Below are 17,279 nucleotides of genomic sequence, written 5' to 3'. Positions count from 1 at the left end.
CATAGAAAATTAATTCACAAAAAAATAAGGTTAGGCACACAAAGTATTTGACACTGATTCGGAACGCAAATGTTTACATCATAATCACCAGGTGATAATAGGGATACATAGATGTGTGCGCGTTTGCAACAGTGGTTACACTAAAAAAGATCAGGATGTTGGAGCATCCTGATCCAGTTCAACAGACGTTCCCTCAGAGGGACGGCTCAATCCTGTCGAGAAACGACCGCCTTAGCCTGGAAAGCTCAAGGGCGGTCGTTTCTTTTTGTAAGGGCATTATCGATCACCGCGATGAGACTCAGCAAGGCGACTATAAAGCCGCCAAACTGGAACATCAGCATGAGTGTTTCATTTCTGACTTCGGGAGATGAGCCGCTCCCTTGAGAGCCACGTCTTATGTACTTGCCTATATATTATATCAGAACAGGTGTTTGCGATATTATTCCAACAGAAGATTCCAAGCCAATTTCTTCTACTTCACCAAGTGATTCAACAGACCAGCCGCCGCCTTGTCGGCGATCAACAGGACATCGGGATGCCGCTGCAGGATGGACGCAGGCACATCCTCCGTTACCGGTCCCTGTACCATTGCCGCGACGGCTTTCGCCTTCCGTTCACCACTGGCCAGAAGCAAAATTTTCCTGCTGGCCATAATGGTGCGAATCCCCATCGTCAGAGCGTAGCGGGGAACCTGTGACTCGTCCTTGAAAAACCGGGAATTCGCCTGAATCGTGCTCTCCGCCAATTTCACTTTATGGGTGCCGGATTCAAACGACGTGCCCGGTTCGTTAAAGCCGATGTGTCCGTTCTCCCCGATCCCCAGCACTTGTATATCAATGCCGCCCGACGCTTTCAAGGCTGCTTCGTATCGGCTGCACTCCTGTTCGACATCGTCAGCGGCGCCATTCGGTATATGTGTCTGCTCCGGTTTTATATTCACGTGGTCAAATAATTGCTCTTGCATAAAATGGCGATAGCTTTGCGGATGCTCCGGTGCGATCGGATAGTACTCGTCCAGGTTGAACGTGGTGATCCCGGAGAAGTCCAGGTTGTTCTCCCGGTATTGCTTCACCAGCTCCCGGTACATGCCGACCGGGGTTGCCCCCGTTGCCAAGCCCAGCACAATCCGGGGGTTTTTCCGCCACCCGGCAAGGATTTCTTCTGCCGCGAATCGGCTGATTTCTGCGTAATCATCCACGATTTTTACTTGTATCACGAATGTTTCTCCTCCAACCCAATCCTTTTCCCTTCCACCCAGGTAGCCTGGACTTCAAGGTTTTTATCTAACAGTACCAGATCGGCGTCTTTCCCAACGGCGATGGTTCCCTTGCGGTCGGCTAATCCCAGCTTTCGCGCAGGATTGCTCGTCAACAGGGGGATGACCTGCTCCAGCGGCAGGCCGGTAAAGCGCATCACATTTTGCAGCGCCACATCCAGCGTCAGCAAGCTTCCTGCCAGACTGCCGTTTGCCAGCCGGGCCTCCTTGCCGTGCACCGTTACTTCCTGACCGCCTAATTCGTAACGGCCGTCGGCAAGACCGGCGGCTCGCATCGCATCCGTGATCAGCATCAGCTGATCAAGCGAACAGATCCGCGTCAGCAAGCGGATCAGCTCGGGAGCAACATGAATGCCGTCGGCGATGAGGTCAAAGGTCATTTCCCGCTGTTCCATCACCAGCCCGATCACCCCGACATTTCGGTGGTGAAAGCCGCGCATGGCATTTCCCAGATGCGTGGCGTGGCTGAGCCCCCGTTTCATGCAGCGGCAGCCCCCTTGGTAGTCAAGATCGGAATGACCGACCGAGATGATGATCTCTCTCTCTTGCAGAAGGGTAAACACCTGATCGTCATCGACCAGCTCCGGCGCCAGCGTCATCATCTTTACCAGACCGCCGCCTGCCGCATCCAGCACCCGCTGCATATTCTCCACGGTCGGCGGCTCAATCCACGCATCGTTTTGCGCTCCTTTGTACGCTTTGTTGATGAACGGCCCCTCCAGGTGCATGCCCAGAATGGCTGAGCCGTCCGTCTGCAGCGGCTGCCGGTAAAAGCGAATCGTCTCTTCTGTCACCTCGATCGGCGCCGTCATCGTAGTCGCGAGCAGTCCAGTCGTCCCGTGCTTGGCGTGAAAACGGCAGATCGCTTTGATTCCTTCCACATCTCTGTCCATAAAATCAGAACCTGCACCGCCGTGCACATGCAGGTCAATAAAGCCGGGAACCAGCGTCCCGCCTTGCCCGTCGTAGACAGACGCGGCGTCCGTTCCATCCTCCGGGCCGATATGAACAATTTTCCCCGCTTCCATCCATAAACAACCGTTCGTCACATAACCAGTTTCTGTAAGTATGTTGATGTTCTTGATTTTGTCCATTTTTCTGTAGCCTTCCCCTGTGTCGTTATCTGAATCATATCACTTGTCACCCGGCTGTCAAGTTGACGCAAGCCCACAGCCGCAAGCAGTTTGCGAGCGGGCTATTGATCAAGCCAGACCGTCTTTTCCTGGAATGGTGTCCTTGCTCCCGGGCGAATCTCCATGTTGGGATACCCGATGTAGATAAAACCGAGCAGTTTTTCTCTTTCCGACAGTTGGAAAAAAGCTTTCAGCTCAGGCTCATATGTAATCTCCCCGGTCCGCCACACCGCCCCAAGGCCAAGCGAATGAGCTGACAGCAGCATATTTTGCACGGCACAGGCGACCGCTTCCACTTCTTCCAATTCAACCACGTTTGGTTTATCGGATGGGCTTACAGCGACTGCAACCAGTACAGGTGCCCGCAGCGGCTTGCTCCGTTCGCGTTCCAGCCTTTTGCGGGATTCTTCCGAGTCCTGCTCATCCAGCTGCCGTGCGACGATGTCAGCCATGGCTTCCCCAAGCCGGCTGCGTGCTGCCCCTCTCAGGACAAAAAACTTCCACGGCTCGGTATGGTGGTGGTTGGGCGCCCATGTAGCCGCCTCAAGCACCTGTTCGATCAGCGCGACTGGCGGTTCCTCCGGTTTGACAACACCGACGGACCTTCTCCCTTTGATTGCCTCCATCAGTTCCATCTTGACAATTCCTCCTTTGTGTTCCCTTATTTTTCCGCAAGTTTTCGTCTGTAATGTACTTTTCTTTTCGGATTGTGTCAACTTGCTCAGACACAAATTTCCCCGCGTGGCGAAAACGACCAGGTCTCCCTGCTTGTCACCAGGAAGCCCGTTCATACTCCGGAGAGGATGAGGAGATAATGATTGCAAGGAGGTGTGACAAATGGCCGACGCAAAAGAGCGCCGCGACGTCGATACCTGGGCGTTGTGGACTGGTTGGATCGGAATTGTTGCCGGGATCCTCGCTTTCCTTTGGTCACCGTTTTTGTTTGGAGCAATCGGTGTCATCTTGGGGATCATTACACTGTTTAGCCCGGCAAAGACCCTTGCCTGGTGGGCTATCGTCCTGGGAGTTGTCGGAGGAATCGCACACGGTTTTTTTTACTAAATCAGGCCGGCGCCAAGCTTTCGCGCAGGCGATGACCATACTGCTTGGAAAAGTTCCTTCACCGACAAGTGAAGGAAACTTTATTGTCTTTATCGACACACAACTGTGAGAAATATCACAGTTTATGCCTCTCTGTATTCTTTATACTAAAAGACAGCGGCCTCGTTGCATAAGGAGAGATGAACATGTTGTTTACTCCTGTCAATCATGAGGGTCCTGTCCAAAATACAAAATTCTTCTCAAGAGCGAATTTCAAGCTGCTGACCGGCATCATGCATGAATGCAAGCTCCCGGCCCATTCCCACATCTTCATGGAAGGGGAGTCGTCCGACAAGCTGTACTTCCTCTACAGCGGACGGGTAAAAATTACAAAGTCGACTGAAAACGGAAAGGAATTCGTCTTGTACGTGTTTCGGGAAGGAGACATGTTTGGCCACCTTGACCCGTTTCACGATGCCAAGCAAAGCTTCAGCGCAAAGACAACGGAAGATTGTGTGCTGGGGATTTTGCACAGGACGGATTTGGAACTCCTCCTTTGGCAGCACAGTCAATTGTCGTTGGAAATGATGAAATGGATGGGGCTCATGCATCGAATCACCCAGACCAAATTTCGCGATTTGATGCTGTACGGCAAACCCGGCGCCTTGTGCTCTACCCTGATCCGGCTGGCCAACTGCTATGGAGTGCCCCAGCAGGGAGGAAGCATTCTCATCAACCTAAAGCTGACCCACTCGGAATTGGCCGACTACATCGGCTCTACCCGCGAGAGCGTAAACCGGATGCTGAACGATTTAAAACGAAAGCAAGTGCTCGCGTTTCCGGACGGCTACATCCGCATTGACGACATCGGCTACTTGAAAGATGTCTGCTCTTGCGAAAACTGCCCCGTAGAAATCTGCCGCATCTAAGGAAAACCAAAGGCTCAAAGCTAAAACACCGGCCTTGCTGGGCCGGTGTTTCCTATTCGTATCGCAAGGCGTCGATCGGTTTGAGCTGGGCGGCTTTCCGGGCGGGATACACTCCGAACAAGACCCCGACAGCCATCGAAGAGAGGAAAGCGTAAATGATCGGCGGCAAGCTGATCGAAATCGCCATGCCGGTTGCCTTGCCGATGAGAAAGGCTGCCCCGGCGCCAATCAGAATGCCCATGCCCCCTCCGAGCAGGCTTAAGGTAACCGATTCAATCAGGAACTGCCGCAGAATATCCCAGCGCGTCGCGCCAATTGCCTTACGGATGCCGATTTCGCGGGTCCGCTCGGTGACAGAGACCAGCATGATGTTCATAATGCCGATCCCGCCAACGACCAAAGAGATCGCGGCAATCCCCGACAACAGCGTTGTCATCACGCTGGTAACCCCTTGCGCCGTCGAAAGAATTTCCGATTGCGAGCGGATCTGAAAGTCGTCTGCCGCCTGCGGCCTCAGATTGTGCTGCGCCCGCAGCGTATTTTGCACATCGAATTGCGCCTGGGGCAAAACATCGGCAGATGCGGCTGAAACGTATATGCTTCCTACATTCTTGCTCCCGGTTACCCTGTTCATCGCGGTGGTGATTGGAATGAGGACCTTGTCATCGTTGTTCGTCATCCCCGAGCTTCCCTGGCTTTTCAACACGCCGATGATCTGAAACGGGATTTTGTTCAGTTGAATCGTCTGGCCGACGGGATTGAATCTGCTGTCCCCGAACAGATTGGCTACCACCTCGGTGCCGACGACGGCCACGTTGGATTGGGCTGTCACCTCAACATGGCTGAAAAACCGGCCCTGCTGCACCTCTGTATTGCGCACCTGGGGGAAGGCATCTGTCGTTCCTTCCAGCGAGGTTGAATAGTTTTGGTTGCGCCAGACCAATTGTGCGCGACTTGTCAGGCTGGGAGCCACCCCGGCGATTGAATCGTTTTTTCCAATCGCTTCTGCATCGGCCAAAGTCAAGGTATTCAGCGAGCCCGCTCCCAAACTGATCTGCCCCTGTCTGGCCTGGCCAGGCGTCACAATCAACAAGTTGCTGCCCAATCCGTTGATTTGCGACGCGACGTTGGCCGAGGCTCCCTCCCCGATCGAAACCATCGCGATCACGGCAGAGACGCCGATGATGATGCCCAGCATGGTCAGAAACGAGCGCAGCTTATTTGTCTGGATGCTGCGAAAAGAGACCCGCAAGCTTTCTCTAAAATTCATCTGCCCACTTCCTCAGGGTTTGCCCATCTTCTTTGGGAAACCAATTCATTTGAAACGATCTGACCGTCGCGAAAGCGGATGAGCCGTTTGGCGTATTGGGCAATATCCGGTTCGTGCGTCACCAGGATGATCGTCTTGCCCGCCTCGTTTAACTGCTGAAAGATCTGCATGATCTCGACGCTCGTTTTGGTGTCCAGCGCACCCGTCGGCTCATCCGCCAACAGGATCAGCGGGTTGTTCACCAACGCCCGGGCTATCGATACCCGCTGCTGCTGTCCGCCCGACAGCTCGTTTGGCTTGTTGTACAGCCGATTGCCAAGCCCTACGCTCTCCAGTGCCCGGACGGCCCGCTCCCGGCGCTCCTTGGCTGAGATACCGGCGTACAAGAGGGGCAGTTCCACGTTCTCAACCGCACTGGTACGGGGAAGCAGATTAAAGTTTTGAAACACGAACCCGATCTTCCGGTTCCGGATGGCGGCCAACTCATCGTCATCCGCCTCTGAAATCGGCTCATCATCGAGATAAAACTCCCCTGAAGTGGGTTTGTCCAGACAGCCGAGCACATTCATCATCGTCGATTTTCCCGAACCGGACGGACCCATGATCGCGGCAAAATCCCCCTCGTCGATTTGCAGGTTCACCCCGCGCAGCGCTTGTATCTCCTGGTCTCCGATTCGATACTGTTTCTTCAGCTCTTCAATCCGGATAACTGCCTTCATCGGCTGATCACTCTCTGACCGCCGCCGCCCCATCCGCCGCCGGGAACTCCCATGCCGCCCATGCCGGGGAATCCGCCCGGGCCGCTTTGCCGGCCGCTGCTGGAGGAAGTCGACCTGGAAGTGTCCATGGTCAGCACCACTCGATCTCCTTCCCGCAATCCCTCTGTGATTTCCACCCTGTCCGTACTAAAGTAGCCGATCTTCACCTCTTGGAAGCGGAACGGGAGGTTTGTGCTTCCTCCTCTTCCGGTTCCTTGCCTGGTCTCGCCAGTCTCCCCCTTGTTGCCTTGCCTGGACCCGGCAGTTCCCTCGTTGGCCGCAGCGAGGTAGACGCCGTCTTTTCCATTTTGGGATTTCAAGGCGGCAGGCGGGACGTACAGCACATTTTTATGCGTTCCGACCTCAATGCTCACGTTCGTGGACATTCCCGTTTTGAGCAGCCCCTCCTTGTTGTCTACGGAGAGGAGAACCTTGTAGGTGGTAACCCCTGATTCTATCGTCGCTTCCGGGTAAATCAACGTGACTTTTCCGTTAAATTCTTTGTCGGGGTAGGAGTTGGACGTAAATGTCGCCGTTTGCCCTACCTTTACCTTGCCAATATCGCTTTCGCTGATCTGTGCCAGTACCTCCAGATTGCCGGAGTTGGAGTTGTCCATCACGATAAACGGTTGGGACGGCGGTTCTCCCAGGTTCCCATTGATCGCCACAATAACGCCATCCATGGGCGCTTTTACCGTCAGTTTCTCCAGCGCCATTTTTTGTTCCTGCAGCTGAGCCTCCGCTTGCTCCACGGAAGCTTGTGCCGACTGGACTGCTGTGGCGTCCGGTCCGTCCTTGGCGTCCTGCAATGCCGACACTGCCGACTCATAGGCAGATTGCGCCTGCTCCAGACTGCTCTTGGACTGCCCTTGCGATTGATTGGCTTGCAGTACGGCATTGTCGTATTCGATTTTCGCTTGATCAAGGTTTTGCTTGGCTTGATCGTATTCACTTTTGGAGATACCGCCCTCGTCGTACAGGGCTTTTTGGGAGTTATATGTATTTTGGGCATTTTGCAAATTCATTTTTGCCTTTTCCAGGTCGTTTTGGGCTTTTTGCGTATCGTAGGAATTCCTGGCAGAATCCAATACGGCCTTCGCCTGGTTTACATTTGCCTCAAGTGCTCTCATTTCAGACGCGGTCTTCGGCTTTTTGGCCTCTGCCAGCTTTGCGAGCGCAGACGACAGGTTGGCTTCCGCCGCCTTCAATTGGATCTGTGCGGAGGAGTCGTCTAGCACAGCGAGCACCTGGCCCGCTTTTACCTGATCCCCTACCTGTACATGGATGGCCGTAATGTCTGCTTGCGTGCCCAGAGACAGCGAAACACGCTTGGACGCCTGAACGGTTCCGGACGAAGCCACGGTTTCCGTCACATCCCCCCGCTTGACAGTTAGCACTTGCATGAAAGCACCTGTATTTTTAGCCGACACCCATTTTTGATAAGCAAAGATTCCCGCTGCAAACAGCAGCACCGCGATCAACATGATCAGAGTCAGCTTTTTCCTGTTTTTCAGTCTAAAAATAGCAGACAGGTTTCCCCTAACGACTTCTGCCATGATTCTTTCTCCCTCCCCCAACCATACTAAAGCAAATATATGAGATGTATGTGTCGGGAGTATTTCAGAGCCCGCAAAAAAGACGGCACTTTCCGTGCCGCCGAATCACTTGGGTAAAATAAGCGTAAAGATCGTACTGTTTTTCACGCTCTCTTTTAACACCAGATCTCCCCCCAGCGCCTGAGCCAACAATCTGCTGAACGGCAGCCCCAGACCAAGGCCCCTGACTTTCAGTTTTTTCTCTTCGCCGCGGAAAAACTTCTCAAAGATCATCGACTGCTCCTCTTCAGGGATGCCAACGCCGTTATCTTTGACATCAATCTTGATCTCATCGTCCGTTTCGTACAGGGAGATCTCGATGACTCCGTTCTCTTTGCACGCCTGCTTGGCATTGTTCAACAGGTTGTACAAAATCTGCTGAACCCGCAGCGGATCGGTGGCGGCCACGATGCTGTAATCAGGAAATTGCTTGTGCAGACGTATCGAATTTTCTTCCTGGACAATCAGCCATTGGTGGGTAATCTCCTGGATCAATGTATTGATGTCTTGCTCTTCCTTTTGAATCTTGATATCTCCCACGGCAAAGGAGTTGAAATCCAGCAAATCTTCCACCATTTTGTGCAGTTTGCTGGTTTCCTTCGCGCATATATCCAGAAACTCTTTTGCTTCCTCACCGGTAACGATACCGTCCCTTACCGCTTGAATCAGACCGCTGATCGAGGTGACAGGCGTTTTTAGTTCGTGCGTCACTCCGGCCAAAAGCTCTGTCCGCATCCTTTCCAGTTGTCCCAATCGGTCAGCCATATCCTTGAAGGAATGGATCAGTTCAAAAATTTCCTTCTCCTTGCTGTTCCTCTCCAGGTGAATGTCATAGTTGCCGGCGACGATCTCTTTGGCGGCATGAGCGACTCCTTTTATCGGTTTGGCCAGCTGCCTGGTGAGCAAATAGATAATCATCCACCCTAGTAAAACCAAAGCCCCCAGCATGATAAACAGAAACTGCGAATCTCTGACCTTGTTGATCTCCTTTTCGGGAGACATCAGGATGACCCAGCCGATCGTCAGATTGTTATGCTCCAGTTTTCGCTTTACCACGTAGATTTTCTCGCCGTGTTTAAGCGTCAGTTGGTCACCGTTCTCTTCATCCAATTGCGTCGTGAGATCGACTAAAAGCTCTTTGGGCATTTTACTTGGCAGAGAATTAAACAGAGCGTTATTCTTCTCATCGAGGATTAACAGGAAGAGCTGGCCATTAAATTGCAAAAACTTTCGCTGCCGGTCAAATATCGGCGCCAGAAACGAACCGATCTGAATATGCCCGTTATCATCGACAATGCGATCGGAAATTTCCGCAGCCATGAACCGGAGAACATCGAGCCGCCTTTCTTTCTCACTGTAGTTCAACCACAAACTGGTGGAAACGCCAAACACCACCAGTCCCACGCAGAGCGTAATCAGATAACGGGTCGTCCAATACGTTAACAGTGATTTTCGCTTGCTTTTATTCGTAGACACAAAATTTATACCCCATCCCTCTGTAGGTGCGGATTTCCCCTTCCGAAACGGGCCAATTTTGCAGGATTCTTCTGATTCTGGTGATGGCCAGGTCTACAGCCCGGTCACTTCCTTCGTAATCCATCCCCCACACATTTTCGATCAACTGTTCCCGTGTAAACATCTGATTGGGTTTTTGGGCGAGAAACAAAAGCAAGGAAAGATCCCGCGGATTGAAGTTGAGCTCGATGCCGTGCAGGGTAACGGTGTGAGCCTTGAAGTCAACCCGCAAACTGCCAAAGTACTTGGTCCCATCCGTCTCCAATACCTGTCCCGAGCGGCGCAAAACGGCCTTTACGCGCGCGACCACCTCATCAGCATTGAACGGCTTGGTGATGTAATCGTCCGCCCCCTGGTTCAGCCCCGCCAGCTTGTGATCGATATGCCCGAGCGCTGTCAGCATAATCACGGGGCAAGCGCTTTGCTCGCGGATGCGGTTTAGAATGCTCCAGCCGCTTTGCCCGGGGAGCATCACATCCAGCAGCACGAGCGAAGGGTTCATCGCGGCAAACTTTTCCAACGCCTCATCCCCGTCGAATGCCTGCTCAACGGTATATTCCGCTTTTTCCAAATAAGCTTTCAAGACACGCGAGATCGACAATTCATCTTCCACAATCAGAATGCTTTTCAATGTCTCTCCCCCATTTCTACCCGACATTATACATGAATCTCAGTTCCTAGCGTACAGAGGAAATATGTCAGGGGGATGTCGGGCTATAAAAAAAGAAGCCCGAACCTCTTGATAGATTCGGGCCTTCGCTATCCTTTTGTTGCTATGTTGCTTTCAACGTCAGGCAGGCTAATTTCTCCCCGGTAATGAACTGCGCATCAGCATGCCTCATCACGAATTGGATGAAACTCTCCAGCATTTTAACGCGATATGCCCGTCCGATGATTTGCGGATGCAGGGTTAAAACCATCGACTTGCCTTCTTCATATAAAGCGGAAAATTCTTCCTGCCACGTCTCTAATACCGCCGACGGGGGGTGTATGGTACGACCGGGCAACCGCACGCTGTACAAGAAAAAGGGAGCGTCATCCAGGTACCACTGAACGGGCAGCTCGACGATACCGTTGTCGTGAACATAGGGTTCGTCGTTATCCATCATGTTTGAGGAATAAAGAAATCCGAATTCCTGTAAATAGTCCATCGTTTTTGAACTGAATTCCCATGCAGGAGAACGGTAGCCTGCCGGCGCTTTTCCCGTGATGCTGCGGATTCGGTCGATTCCCAGCTCAAAGACCTCTCGCTCCTGCTCGGAGGTCAGGGTATCAGGCCATTCATGAAGATATCCGTGATGACCGATCTCGTGTCCTCCCTGCACAATCTCCTCAATAGCAGCTCGATGTTTTTCGATCACGTATCCCGGTACAAAAAAGGTTGCAGGAATGGAATACTTTTGCAGCAATTTCAATATCCTTGGCAGGCCGACTTCAGGGCCATAGATGCCTTGTGACAAGGTAACGGGACGGTTCCAATTCGCAGCGTCCCTCGCCGTCCACAAGGTCTCCCCGTCGACATCAAACGATAGTACTACGTATCTCTTCGCATTCACGTTTGCTTCCCTCCTCCCTCATTGTTCACGGCGGCCGATGCTAGTTCGACAGCTTGTGCAGCGTCGCTTCCATCGTCCGTACAGCTTGTAAAAGCAAATGATTCACCCGATTTAATCTGCGGGTATACAATGTTTTTAACTGATAAAACTCGTCACTTCCAACCTCAACCGCCGCTAAACGTTCGCTATTCGCCAAAGCCGGTATAGGAGCCTGTTTCAACGCAGGATCATGCTCATAGATATCCCCGCTTACGTAGTTGAGAGGTACAAGAACATGAGATAATTCCATCAAGCCTTGATTGACAATGGAAATCTGCTTTTCGGAAAGCTGTTCATTCTGTATCCGTTCATACAGTTCTGACGTCAATTTTTTTACCCGACCGATTCGATCGAGAGATGCAGAGAAGTCAAGATGGTTTCCGCTTTTCTCCCTGTAATCAAGGAGATACCCTGTTACTTCATCGATGGCGGCCAGCTGATTGATCGGAATGATCGGTTGTGAACAAGCTTGGAACACCGTGTTAACGTATATCTTGCAATCCCGTTCCAGAAAATTCGGATCGATTTTATCAATCGTATCCTCCGTCGTGTGCCACCACCAGCCAAATCCTCCTGCTTTCCCGTTGCCGAACAGTTGGGCAAACGCTTGAGAGGCGGGATCTGTCGACGCTTCTTGTTCAGACAGCCCCATAAACAAAGAAGGTGTTCCGGTACCCCAGAATGACTGATCACCTGCTCGGCCAAAGCGTGAACCGGTAAACGTGTTGCCGGTCATCCGCTCAATTGCTGCTGCCCCCAGCTCTCTCGTTTCCGCCATGCTGTTTGCTTCACTTAAAACAGTTGCCCCCTTGGCGCCGACTGAATCGATATTGATGTGAAGCACGCAGTTCTCCCGCAAATCTTCCCAGTTCGTGTCACAATACCAGGCTGAGCCTGCATATCGACCGTGCGAATGTCCGGACCAAAAAGCCAAACGCAATGTGCGGCGAAGACGGTCCTTGTGTTTTGAGAGGATACGTGCTGTCTCGATCATGGTGGCGTTGGCCGATCCATTGTCCATCGCACCGTAATGCCAGGAATCAATATGACCGCTGAATAACACAAATTTATCCGGTTCAATCGACCCTTTGATTTCCGCAATCAGGGTGGGGATCGGACGCCACCCCGTATCCACTTTGGTTTTCATCCAGGCGGAAACAGGCGATTTCTGTATCGCAGATTTGATCCACTCGCCGTCCTCGTAATTGACAGATACCACCGGGATTTGCGGCAGCTGTCCGACCGTTTCCGGCGTCGGGCTTCCCCATACAGGGGAGACGATCATTTCATGTGTATATGTTGCATGGATAAAGACAATTCCCTTCGCTCCTGCCTCTTGGGCGGCTTTCACTGCTCCGGGTACGGCAAGATTTTGGATCACCGCAATCTTTCCGGTCAAATCACATTTCTTAAAGTTCTTCGGATCAGCCGTTCCGACGTAGACAAGTTCTCCTTCTACACCCTGTTCCCCCGTCGAAACAGCCATCGAATGCGTGATGCAGTTCAGACTTGTCCCCCCAACCGTGAGGCTGGCATGTACAGGCAAGCTGATGTACTGATCGCTCCATATGATACGGGCGGGGATACCAAAACTCTCGATTTTCTGCTGTACGTACTCGAAGGCTCTCCGTTCCTCTGCAGACCCGGACAGGCGCACTTCTTTGGATATTTCCCTGGTAAATTCCATCAGGTTTTCCTTGTTTACTTCCTCGATGACAGAAGCTTCAATCAGATTCACATTCCTGTTTCCCATTTGCCGATTCCTCCTTAATCCGCGGGTTGCCTTGCAGACATGAAAGACGATTCGAAGCCAGTGCCACGCTCAGAGCCAACAGTTGAATGCGAGGAATAAACGTATCCATGACCATGTACTCGCCTGGACTGTGCCATCCGCCTCCAACCGGTCCCATTCCGCATATGGTGGGGATTCCCATCGAGGCGGGGAAACCAGCGTCGGCTGCCCCGCCCGTATCCTTTTCCGTTATCCGCATATTCAGCAGGGAAGCTGATTCTGTTACAATCTCAAACAGTTTTAAGACGCCGCTGTGCCTTTCCATCGGCAAGAAGCCTTTCCCTCCACGTACCGTGCTCCTGGTTCCAGGCACAAAACTCGTCTGAAAAATGCGTCGAACCTTCTCCATGACTTCCTGATAGTCCTGCACTGTCCGAAAACCGATGTGAATCGTCCCCGCTGCATGCGGTGCCACCACATTCGTGTTCACGCCGCCTTCCACCGTCCCCACATTAACGGTTATCCCCCGCTCGATGTCTGTCAGTTTCTTAAGCTCAAGGATCTTGTATGCCAACTCTTCGATGGCGCTGATTCCATCCTCAATAGCCACTCCTGAGTGAGCAGCCCTGCCTTCAATGTGAAAATGGAGATGTGTCGACCCTTTTCTGGAAGTGACAACAGATCCATCCGGCCTTGCCGACTCCAGATTAAAGACAGCCAGTGCGTCGTTTGCCGACTCTTCTATGATGGTTCTGGACAGGGGTGAACCGATTTCCTCGTCCGGTGTAAACAACATTTCGATATCACACAGATCGATCTTTGCCTGTTTTAAGGCGGCTGCAGCGAAAATCATGCCTACCAAACCCGACTTCATATCGGAAACCCCAGGCCCGTAGGCTTTCACACCATCTTCGCAATAGCGCCAATCTTTTGTGCTGTCAGGGGTGTGAGGAGTATCCATATGACCCAATAATAATATTTTCCCCGGTTTCGAGCCCTTGATGACAGCCGAGATATGGTTGCCGAAAGTGGCTTGCTCGCGAATCACGTAGGGAATTTCAAATTGCTCCAGATACTCGCTCAAAATCTTCCCAACCCGGTCCACTCCTTCTTTATTGTAGGAGTAACTGTTTGTATTTACTATTTTTTTTAGTAAGTCGAAAATTTCCCCTTTGTAGCTTTCAATATGACTGATCATGTTACCAACGATTTCTCTCTGCATAAGTTATCTCCCGTTGAACAAAGATGAAGTGCGAATTTTTATCCGTGTTTCTTTTGATGGATCAGGTGAAGTTCTTCCAGATTGGAAAGGGACTGCTCCCGTTTTCCATCTTCCACCTCGGAAATCATCCGAACAAGCGATTTCGTTAATGTCATATCGATGCCAAGGGCTTCGCCTTCTTGTATGACAGGTGAAAACTGGTACGGCACTTCTGTTTTCCTTTTTCGTACTGCCAGATCACGCCAAATTCCGGATCGGGTTTTTGTATAGGAGCGCAGCCGTCTGATCAGCTGATCCATTTGCCGATGAATGGCCTGCCAGTTGCGCGTCTCAACAGGATAATAAAGCGAGGGCTCCCAGTCATCAAACCCGGCTGGCTTGATTTTTTTGACGTGGGCAACGGCAAGCACTTCAGACGCCAGGTCTAGAAGCATTCTGCGGTCCCGTTCAGACTCAAGAAGATCGGCAATCGTCTCATTGGTAAGGGCGGTTGCACTTAAAACAGCCGCATACCCTAACTTCCCCCACAGGTAGCCCCATATGTTATCTGTCGATTTTGCCTCGCCCCAAGCTGCCAATCTTTGAACGATCTCTTCAACCCGGGGCGTTACGACACCCCCTAATTCTCCGATAGACAAGCTGCCTACGCCGCCATATTGCACTACTCCAGGCTCCAAATAATCGGAGAACAGATTTACGAAGCAGCCAATGGTACGCTCTTCGCCAATCAGGGCAGCAATTTCTTGTTCACACAATCCATTTTGGAACGACACAACGGCCGAGTCGGGTGTCAGCAAATGCTTGAACATATTCACAGCCTGCCTGGTGTGCTGCGCCTTGACGCAGAGAAAAACAAGCTCCAGCGTGGTTCGTGATTCGAGCAGTTCTTTCATCGTCATGGCAGAAACAGGGACGGTAAATGATTCAACATTCCCCTGAATCTTCAGTCCGGCCAGCCGCATTTTGCCGACATGTTCCTCACTTACATCGACAAGTGTTATATCTTCGCCGTTCCTCGCCAGATAACCGCCGATGACTCCGCCTATGCCCCCCGCTCCAACTACCGTAATCTTCACAAGTCTTTCCCTCCTGTCTCTACACCGTGAAATGCATGTGATTCCCTTACTTCAACGGTTCTTTAAACGTTTCTTTCAGTCGGATCAATACCAAAAACGTGATCAATGCACAGCCAATTACATAAAACGTCGGTGAAAGCTTGTTATCTGTAACCGAGACGAGATAAGTAGCAATAAACGGGGCTGTCCCTCCAAACGCCGCTACTGCCGTGTTATATCCAATGGAAAGGGCACTTGATCGAATCCTGGTCGATGTCAACTCAGCAATTGCAGCCGGTCCCGGTCCGGAAAATGCTGATAAAAAAACAGCCAGGACCATTTGACATAAAACAATCATGACAAAACCCGAATGGGACATCAGCGAAAAGAGAGGGTAGGACAATAAGATAAAACCCAGCGTTGATGTGATAAGCAATGGTTTTCGTCCGATTTTGTCCGACAAGGCTCCTACGAACGGAACGATTGTGATGAAGAAAAAGAGCACGATGACATTCGAAAGCAGGGCGAGATTATAAGGCAGTTTCATGACGTTGGAGATGTACGAGGGCATATATGTCAACAACAAGTAAAACGAAGCAGTCCAGTGAACCGTAAAACCAAAAGTTACAAACAAGTCTTTGGGATGTTTTTTTATCAGGTCAAGCAGAGGTGTTTTAGACACTTGTTCTTTTTTGCTAGCCGACTCGAACTCGGGTGTTTCATCCAATTTTGCCCGCAAGTAGTATCCAAATACGCAGATCACAATCCCGATAATAAACGGAATCCGCCAGGCCCATGCGCTGAGAGTTTCAGGGGTAACGACATTCGTCAGGATTGCTGCCACAATAGAGCCAAGCAATGAACCGCCAGCCGTACTCACCTGATTCCAGCTTCCGTAAAATCCTCTCTTTCCAGGTTTTGCGTATTCCACGATAAAGGAGGTATTGCTTCCCCATTCACCGCCGGCGGATAATCCCTGTGCCAATCTGGCCGCTACCAAAAGAATTGGCGCCAGTAATCCGATCTGGTCATAGGTTGGCAAAATCCCAATGACAAAAGTGGAAACGCCCATAAGGATAATGGCTAAGGAAAGTGCCTTCTTCCTGCCTACCCGATCTCCGTAAGGCCCAAAAATGATTGCTCCCAAAGGACGAATAATAAACCCGACGGCAAACACAGCAAAAGTGAGGAGCAATGAGGCTATTGCGCTGGAACTGGGAAAGAACAGCTTGGAGATGATCGGGGCAAAATAGGCATAAACCGCCATATCATACCATTCCAGAGTATTTCCAATCGCCGCGGCAAAAACAGCTTTTCTCGTCTTGCTCCCATTTGTCGCAGTTACGGTAGGTTCTGTGGAGACAACATGATGTTTATCCAGGTTCACAATTTTGTCCTCCTCTTTTTCAAAAATTCTCTTTGGATTGGACAGAGGATCAATTATTGTTTCTGGCCGTCAAAGGTTGTATATACCTGTCCGGCAGTATATCCTCCGTCAATATTGAATGCTTGTCCTGTGATAAAGCCGGAATACGTGTTGTCCGCCAAGAAAAGGACGCTCTTCGCTATCTCATCCGGCAATGCCGCCCTCAATAGGGGGACCTTGGATATTTTTTCGCGGTGCTCCTGTCGTGATCTCTCGGTTGTTAAAGAGGAGAGCAAGGTATCTGTCTCTACTACGCGGGACAAATCGCAATACGCGAATGCCAAATTCCGCCCATTCCAATGCGAAAACCCTGGTTAACATCACCAAACCGGCCTTGGAGGCGGCGTAATGTGAAATGCCTGGCCGCGGCATAACAGCTGCTGTGGCCTCCTCATTCACTTGCAAGACAGGGTTTGACGGATAAATCCCGGCACAATTTACCAGTAAATCAATTCTTCCAAACTTCTCATCGGCAAACTCAACGACCTGGCTCAGGGAAGAGGTATGGAATAAATCTGTTTCCATTACGGCTGCCCGTTCCCTCCATTGCGTTTCCTTGATCGAGTCTTCCGCCTTTTTCTTGTCGATATCCACGATTGCCACTTTCATGCCGGCTTTGCATAATTCCTTGACAATCGCATGCCCAATGCCGGAGCTGCCACCGGTTACAACAGCAACCTGATCCTGCAAAGATTTAGCGATCAACTTTTAACCTCCCTACAATAGTTTAAG

Annotated in this window: 18 protein-coding genes; 2 read left to right on the top strand and 16 right to left on the bottom strand. The window is 51.3% G+C overall.

Features of this window, described 5'->3' with window-relative positions; translation table 11 throughout:
* Window positions 1–245: 245 nt before the first annotated feature.
* From HGBM_RS32530 to HGBM_RS14425, 4 genes are all read right to left on the bottom strand, one after another.
* Window positions 246–341 (bottom strand): putative holin-like toxin, encoded by a 96-nt coding sequence (locus HGBM_RS32530; protein ID WP_222705646.1) that lies wholly within the window; start codon window positions 339–341, stop codon window positions 246–248.
* Window positions 342–472: 131 nt separating this feature from the next.
* Window positions 473–1,213 carry a glucosamine-6-phosphate deaminase gene (gene nagB, locus HGBM_RS14435; RefSeq protein ID WP_026074426.1) on the bottom strand — a complete coding sequence of 247 codons (741 nt, stop codon included), beginning with the start codon at window positions 1,211–1,213 and terminating at the stop codon, window positions 473–475.
* Entirely contained in the window at window positions 1,213–2,370 is a 1,158-nt protein-coding gene (nagA, locus tag HGBM_RS14430) for an N-acetylglucosamine-6-phosphate deacetylase (protein WP_019121793.1), read from the bottom strand. The genes nagB and nagA overlap by 1 nt, the downstream gene beginning before the upstream one ends.
* A gap of 101 nt (window positions 2,371–2,471) precedes the next feature.
* Window positions 2,472–3,044, bottom strand: coding sequence for a nitroreductase family protein (locus HGBM_RS14425; RefSeq protein WP_026074425.1), 573 nt, complete (start codon window positions 3,042–3,044; stop codon window positions 2,472–2,474).
* Between the two features lie 202 nt (window positions 3,045–3,246).
* On the opposite strand from HGBM_RS14425, the gene HGBM_RS14420 reads away from it, so the two are divergent.
* Both HGBM_RS14420 and HGBM_RS14415 read left to right on the top strand, forming a co-directional pair.
* Complete coding sequence (locus HGBM_RS14420) at window positions 3,247–3,471, top strand: hypothetical protein (protein ID WP_019121791.1); 225 nt, start codon at window positions 3,247–3,249, stop codon at window positions 3,469–3,471.
* 185 nt (window positions 3,472–3,656) lie between these two features.
* The gene (locus HGBM_RS14415) at window positions 3,657–4,379 is read left to right on the top strand and encodes a Crp/Fnr family transcriptional regulator (protein WP_019121790.1); all 723 of its coding nucleotides are present in this window, start codon (window positions 3,657–3,659) and stop codon (window positions 4,377–4,379) included.
* Between the two features lie 52 nt (window positions 4,380–4,431).
* Here HGBM_RS14415 and HGBM_RS14410 read toward each other — a convergent pair whose 3' ends face one another.
* The 12 genes from HGBM_RS14410 to HGBM_RS14355 all read right to left on the bottom strand — a co-directional run bounded on the left by HGBM_RS14410 (window position 4,432) and on the right by HGBM_RS14355 (window position 17,252).
* Window positions 4,432–5,649, bottom strand: a complete 1,218-nt coding sequence (locus HGBM_RS14410) for an ABC transporter permease (RefSeq protein WP_019121789.1) — start codon at window positions 5,647–5,649, stop codon at window positions 4,432–4,434.
* Window positions 5,646–6,368 carry an ABC transporter ATP-binding protein gene (locus HGBM_RS14405; RefSeq protein ID WP_019121788.1) on the bottom strand — a complete coding sequence of 241 codons (723 nt, stop codon included), beginning with the start codon at window positions 6,366–6,368 and terminating at the stop codon, window positions 5,646–5,648. Before HGBM_RS14405 ends, HGBM_RS14410 begins: the two co-directional genes overlap by 4 nt.
* The gene (locus tag HGBM_RS14400; RefSeq protein WP_019121787.1) at window positions 6,365–7,963 is read right to left on the bottom strand and encodes an efflux RND transporter periplasmic adaptor subunit; all 1,599 of its coding nucleotides are present in this window, start codon (window positions 7,961–7,963) and stop codon (window positions 6,365–6,367) included. Before HGBM_RS14400 ends, HGBM_RS14405 begins: the two co-directional genes overlap by 4 nt.
* A gap of 105 nt (window positions 7,964–8,068) precedes the next feature.
* Window positions 8,069–9,478 (bottom strand): HAMP domain-containing sensor histidine kinase, encoded by a 1,410-nt coding sequence (locus HGBM_RS14395; protein ID WP_019121786.1) that lies wholly within the window; start codon window positions 9,476–9,478, stop codon window positions 8,069–8,071.
* Window positions 9,465–10,148 (bottom strand): response regulator transcription factor, encoded by a 684-nt coding sequence (locus tag HGBM_RS14390; protein ID WP_019121785.1) that lies wholly within the window; start codon window positions 10,146–10,148, stop codon window positions 9,465–9,467. The genes HGBM_RS14395 and HGBM_RS14390 overlap by 14 nt, the downstream gene beginning before the upstream one ends.
* A gap of 142 nt (window positions 10,149–10,290) precedes the next feature.
* Entirely contained in the window at window positions 10,291–11,073 is a 783-nt protein-coding gene (locus tag HGBM_RS27505) for a polysaccharide deacetylase family protein (RefSeq protein WP_019121784.1), read from the bottom strand.
* A 40-nt stretch (window positions 11,074–11,113) separates the two neighbouring features.
* A complete protein-coding gene (locus tag HGBM_RS14380; protein ID WP_019121783.1) occupies window positions 11,114–12,865 on the bottom strand; it encodes a M28 family peptidase in 1,752 nt (583 codons plus the stop codon).
* Entirely contained in the window at window positions 12,837–14,066 is a 1,230-nt protein-coding gene (locus HGBM_RS27500; RefSeq protein WP_019121782.1) for a M20 family metallopeptidase, read from the bottom strand. The genes HGBM_RS14380 and HGBM_RS27500 overlap by 29 nt, the downstream gene beginning before the upstream one ends.
* A 38-nt stretch (window positions 14,067–14,104) precedes the next feature.
* Window positions 14,105–15,142, bottom strand: a complete 1,038-nt coding sequence (locus HGBM_RS14370; RefSeq protein ID WP_019121781.1) for a ketopantoate reductase family protein — start codon at window positions 15,140–15,142, stop codon at window positions 14,105–14,107.
* A 46-nt stretch (window positions 15,143–15,188) separates the two neighbouring features.
* Window positions 15,189–16,508: an MFS transporter gene (locus tag HGBM_RS14365; protein WP_019121780.1), complete on the bottom strand. Its 1,320-nt coding sequence runs from the start codon at window positions 16,506–16,508 to the stop codon at window positions 15,189–15,191.
* Window positions 16,509–16,561: 53 nt separating this feature from the next.
* Complete coding sequence (locus HGBM_RS32525; RefSeq protein WP_019121779.1) at window positions 16,562–16,702, bottom strand: hypothetical protein; 141 nt, start codon at window positions 16,700–16,702, stop codon at window positions 16,562–16,564.
* The gene (locus HGBM_RS14355; protein WP_026074422.1) at window positions 16,692–17,252 is read right to left on the bottom strand and encodes an SDR family NAD(P)-dependent oxidoreductase; all 561 of its coding nucleotides are present in this window, start codon (window positions 17,250–17,252) and stop codon (window positions 16,692–16,694) included. The genes HGBM_RS32525 and HGBM_RS14355 overlap by 11 nt, the downstream gene beginning before the upstream one ends.
* Window positions 17,253–17,279: the final 27 nt, after the last annotated feature.

The sequence above is a fragment of the Brevibacillus massiliensis genome, from assembly GCF_000311785.1.
Lineage (GTDB): Bacteria > Bacillota > Bacilli > Brevibacillales > Brevibacillaceae > Brevibacillus_C > Brevibacillus_C massiliensis.
The sequence above is the reverse complement of the archived record's forward strand: the minus strand, read 5'-3'. Positions and strand labels throughout refer to the sequence as shown.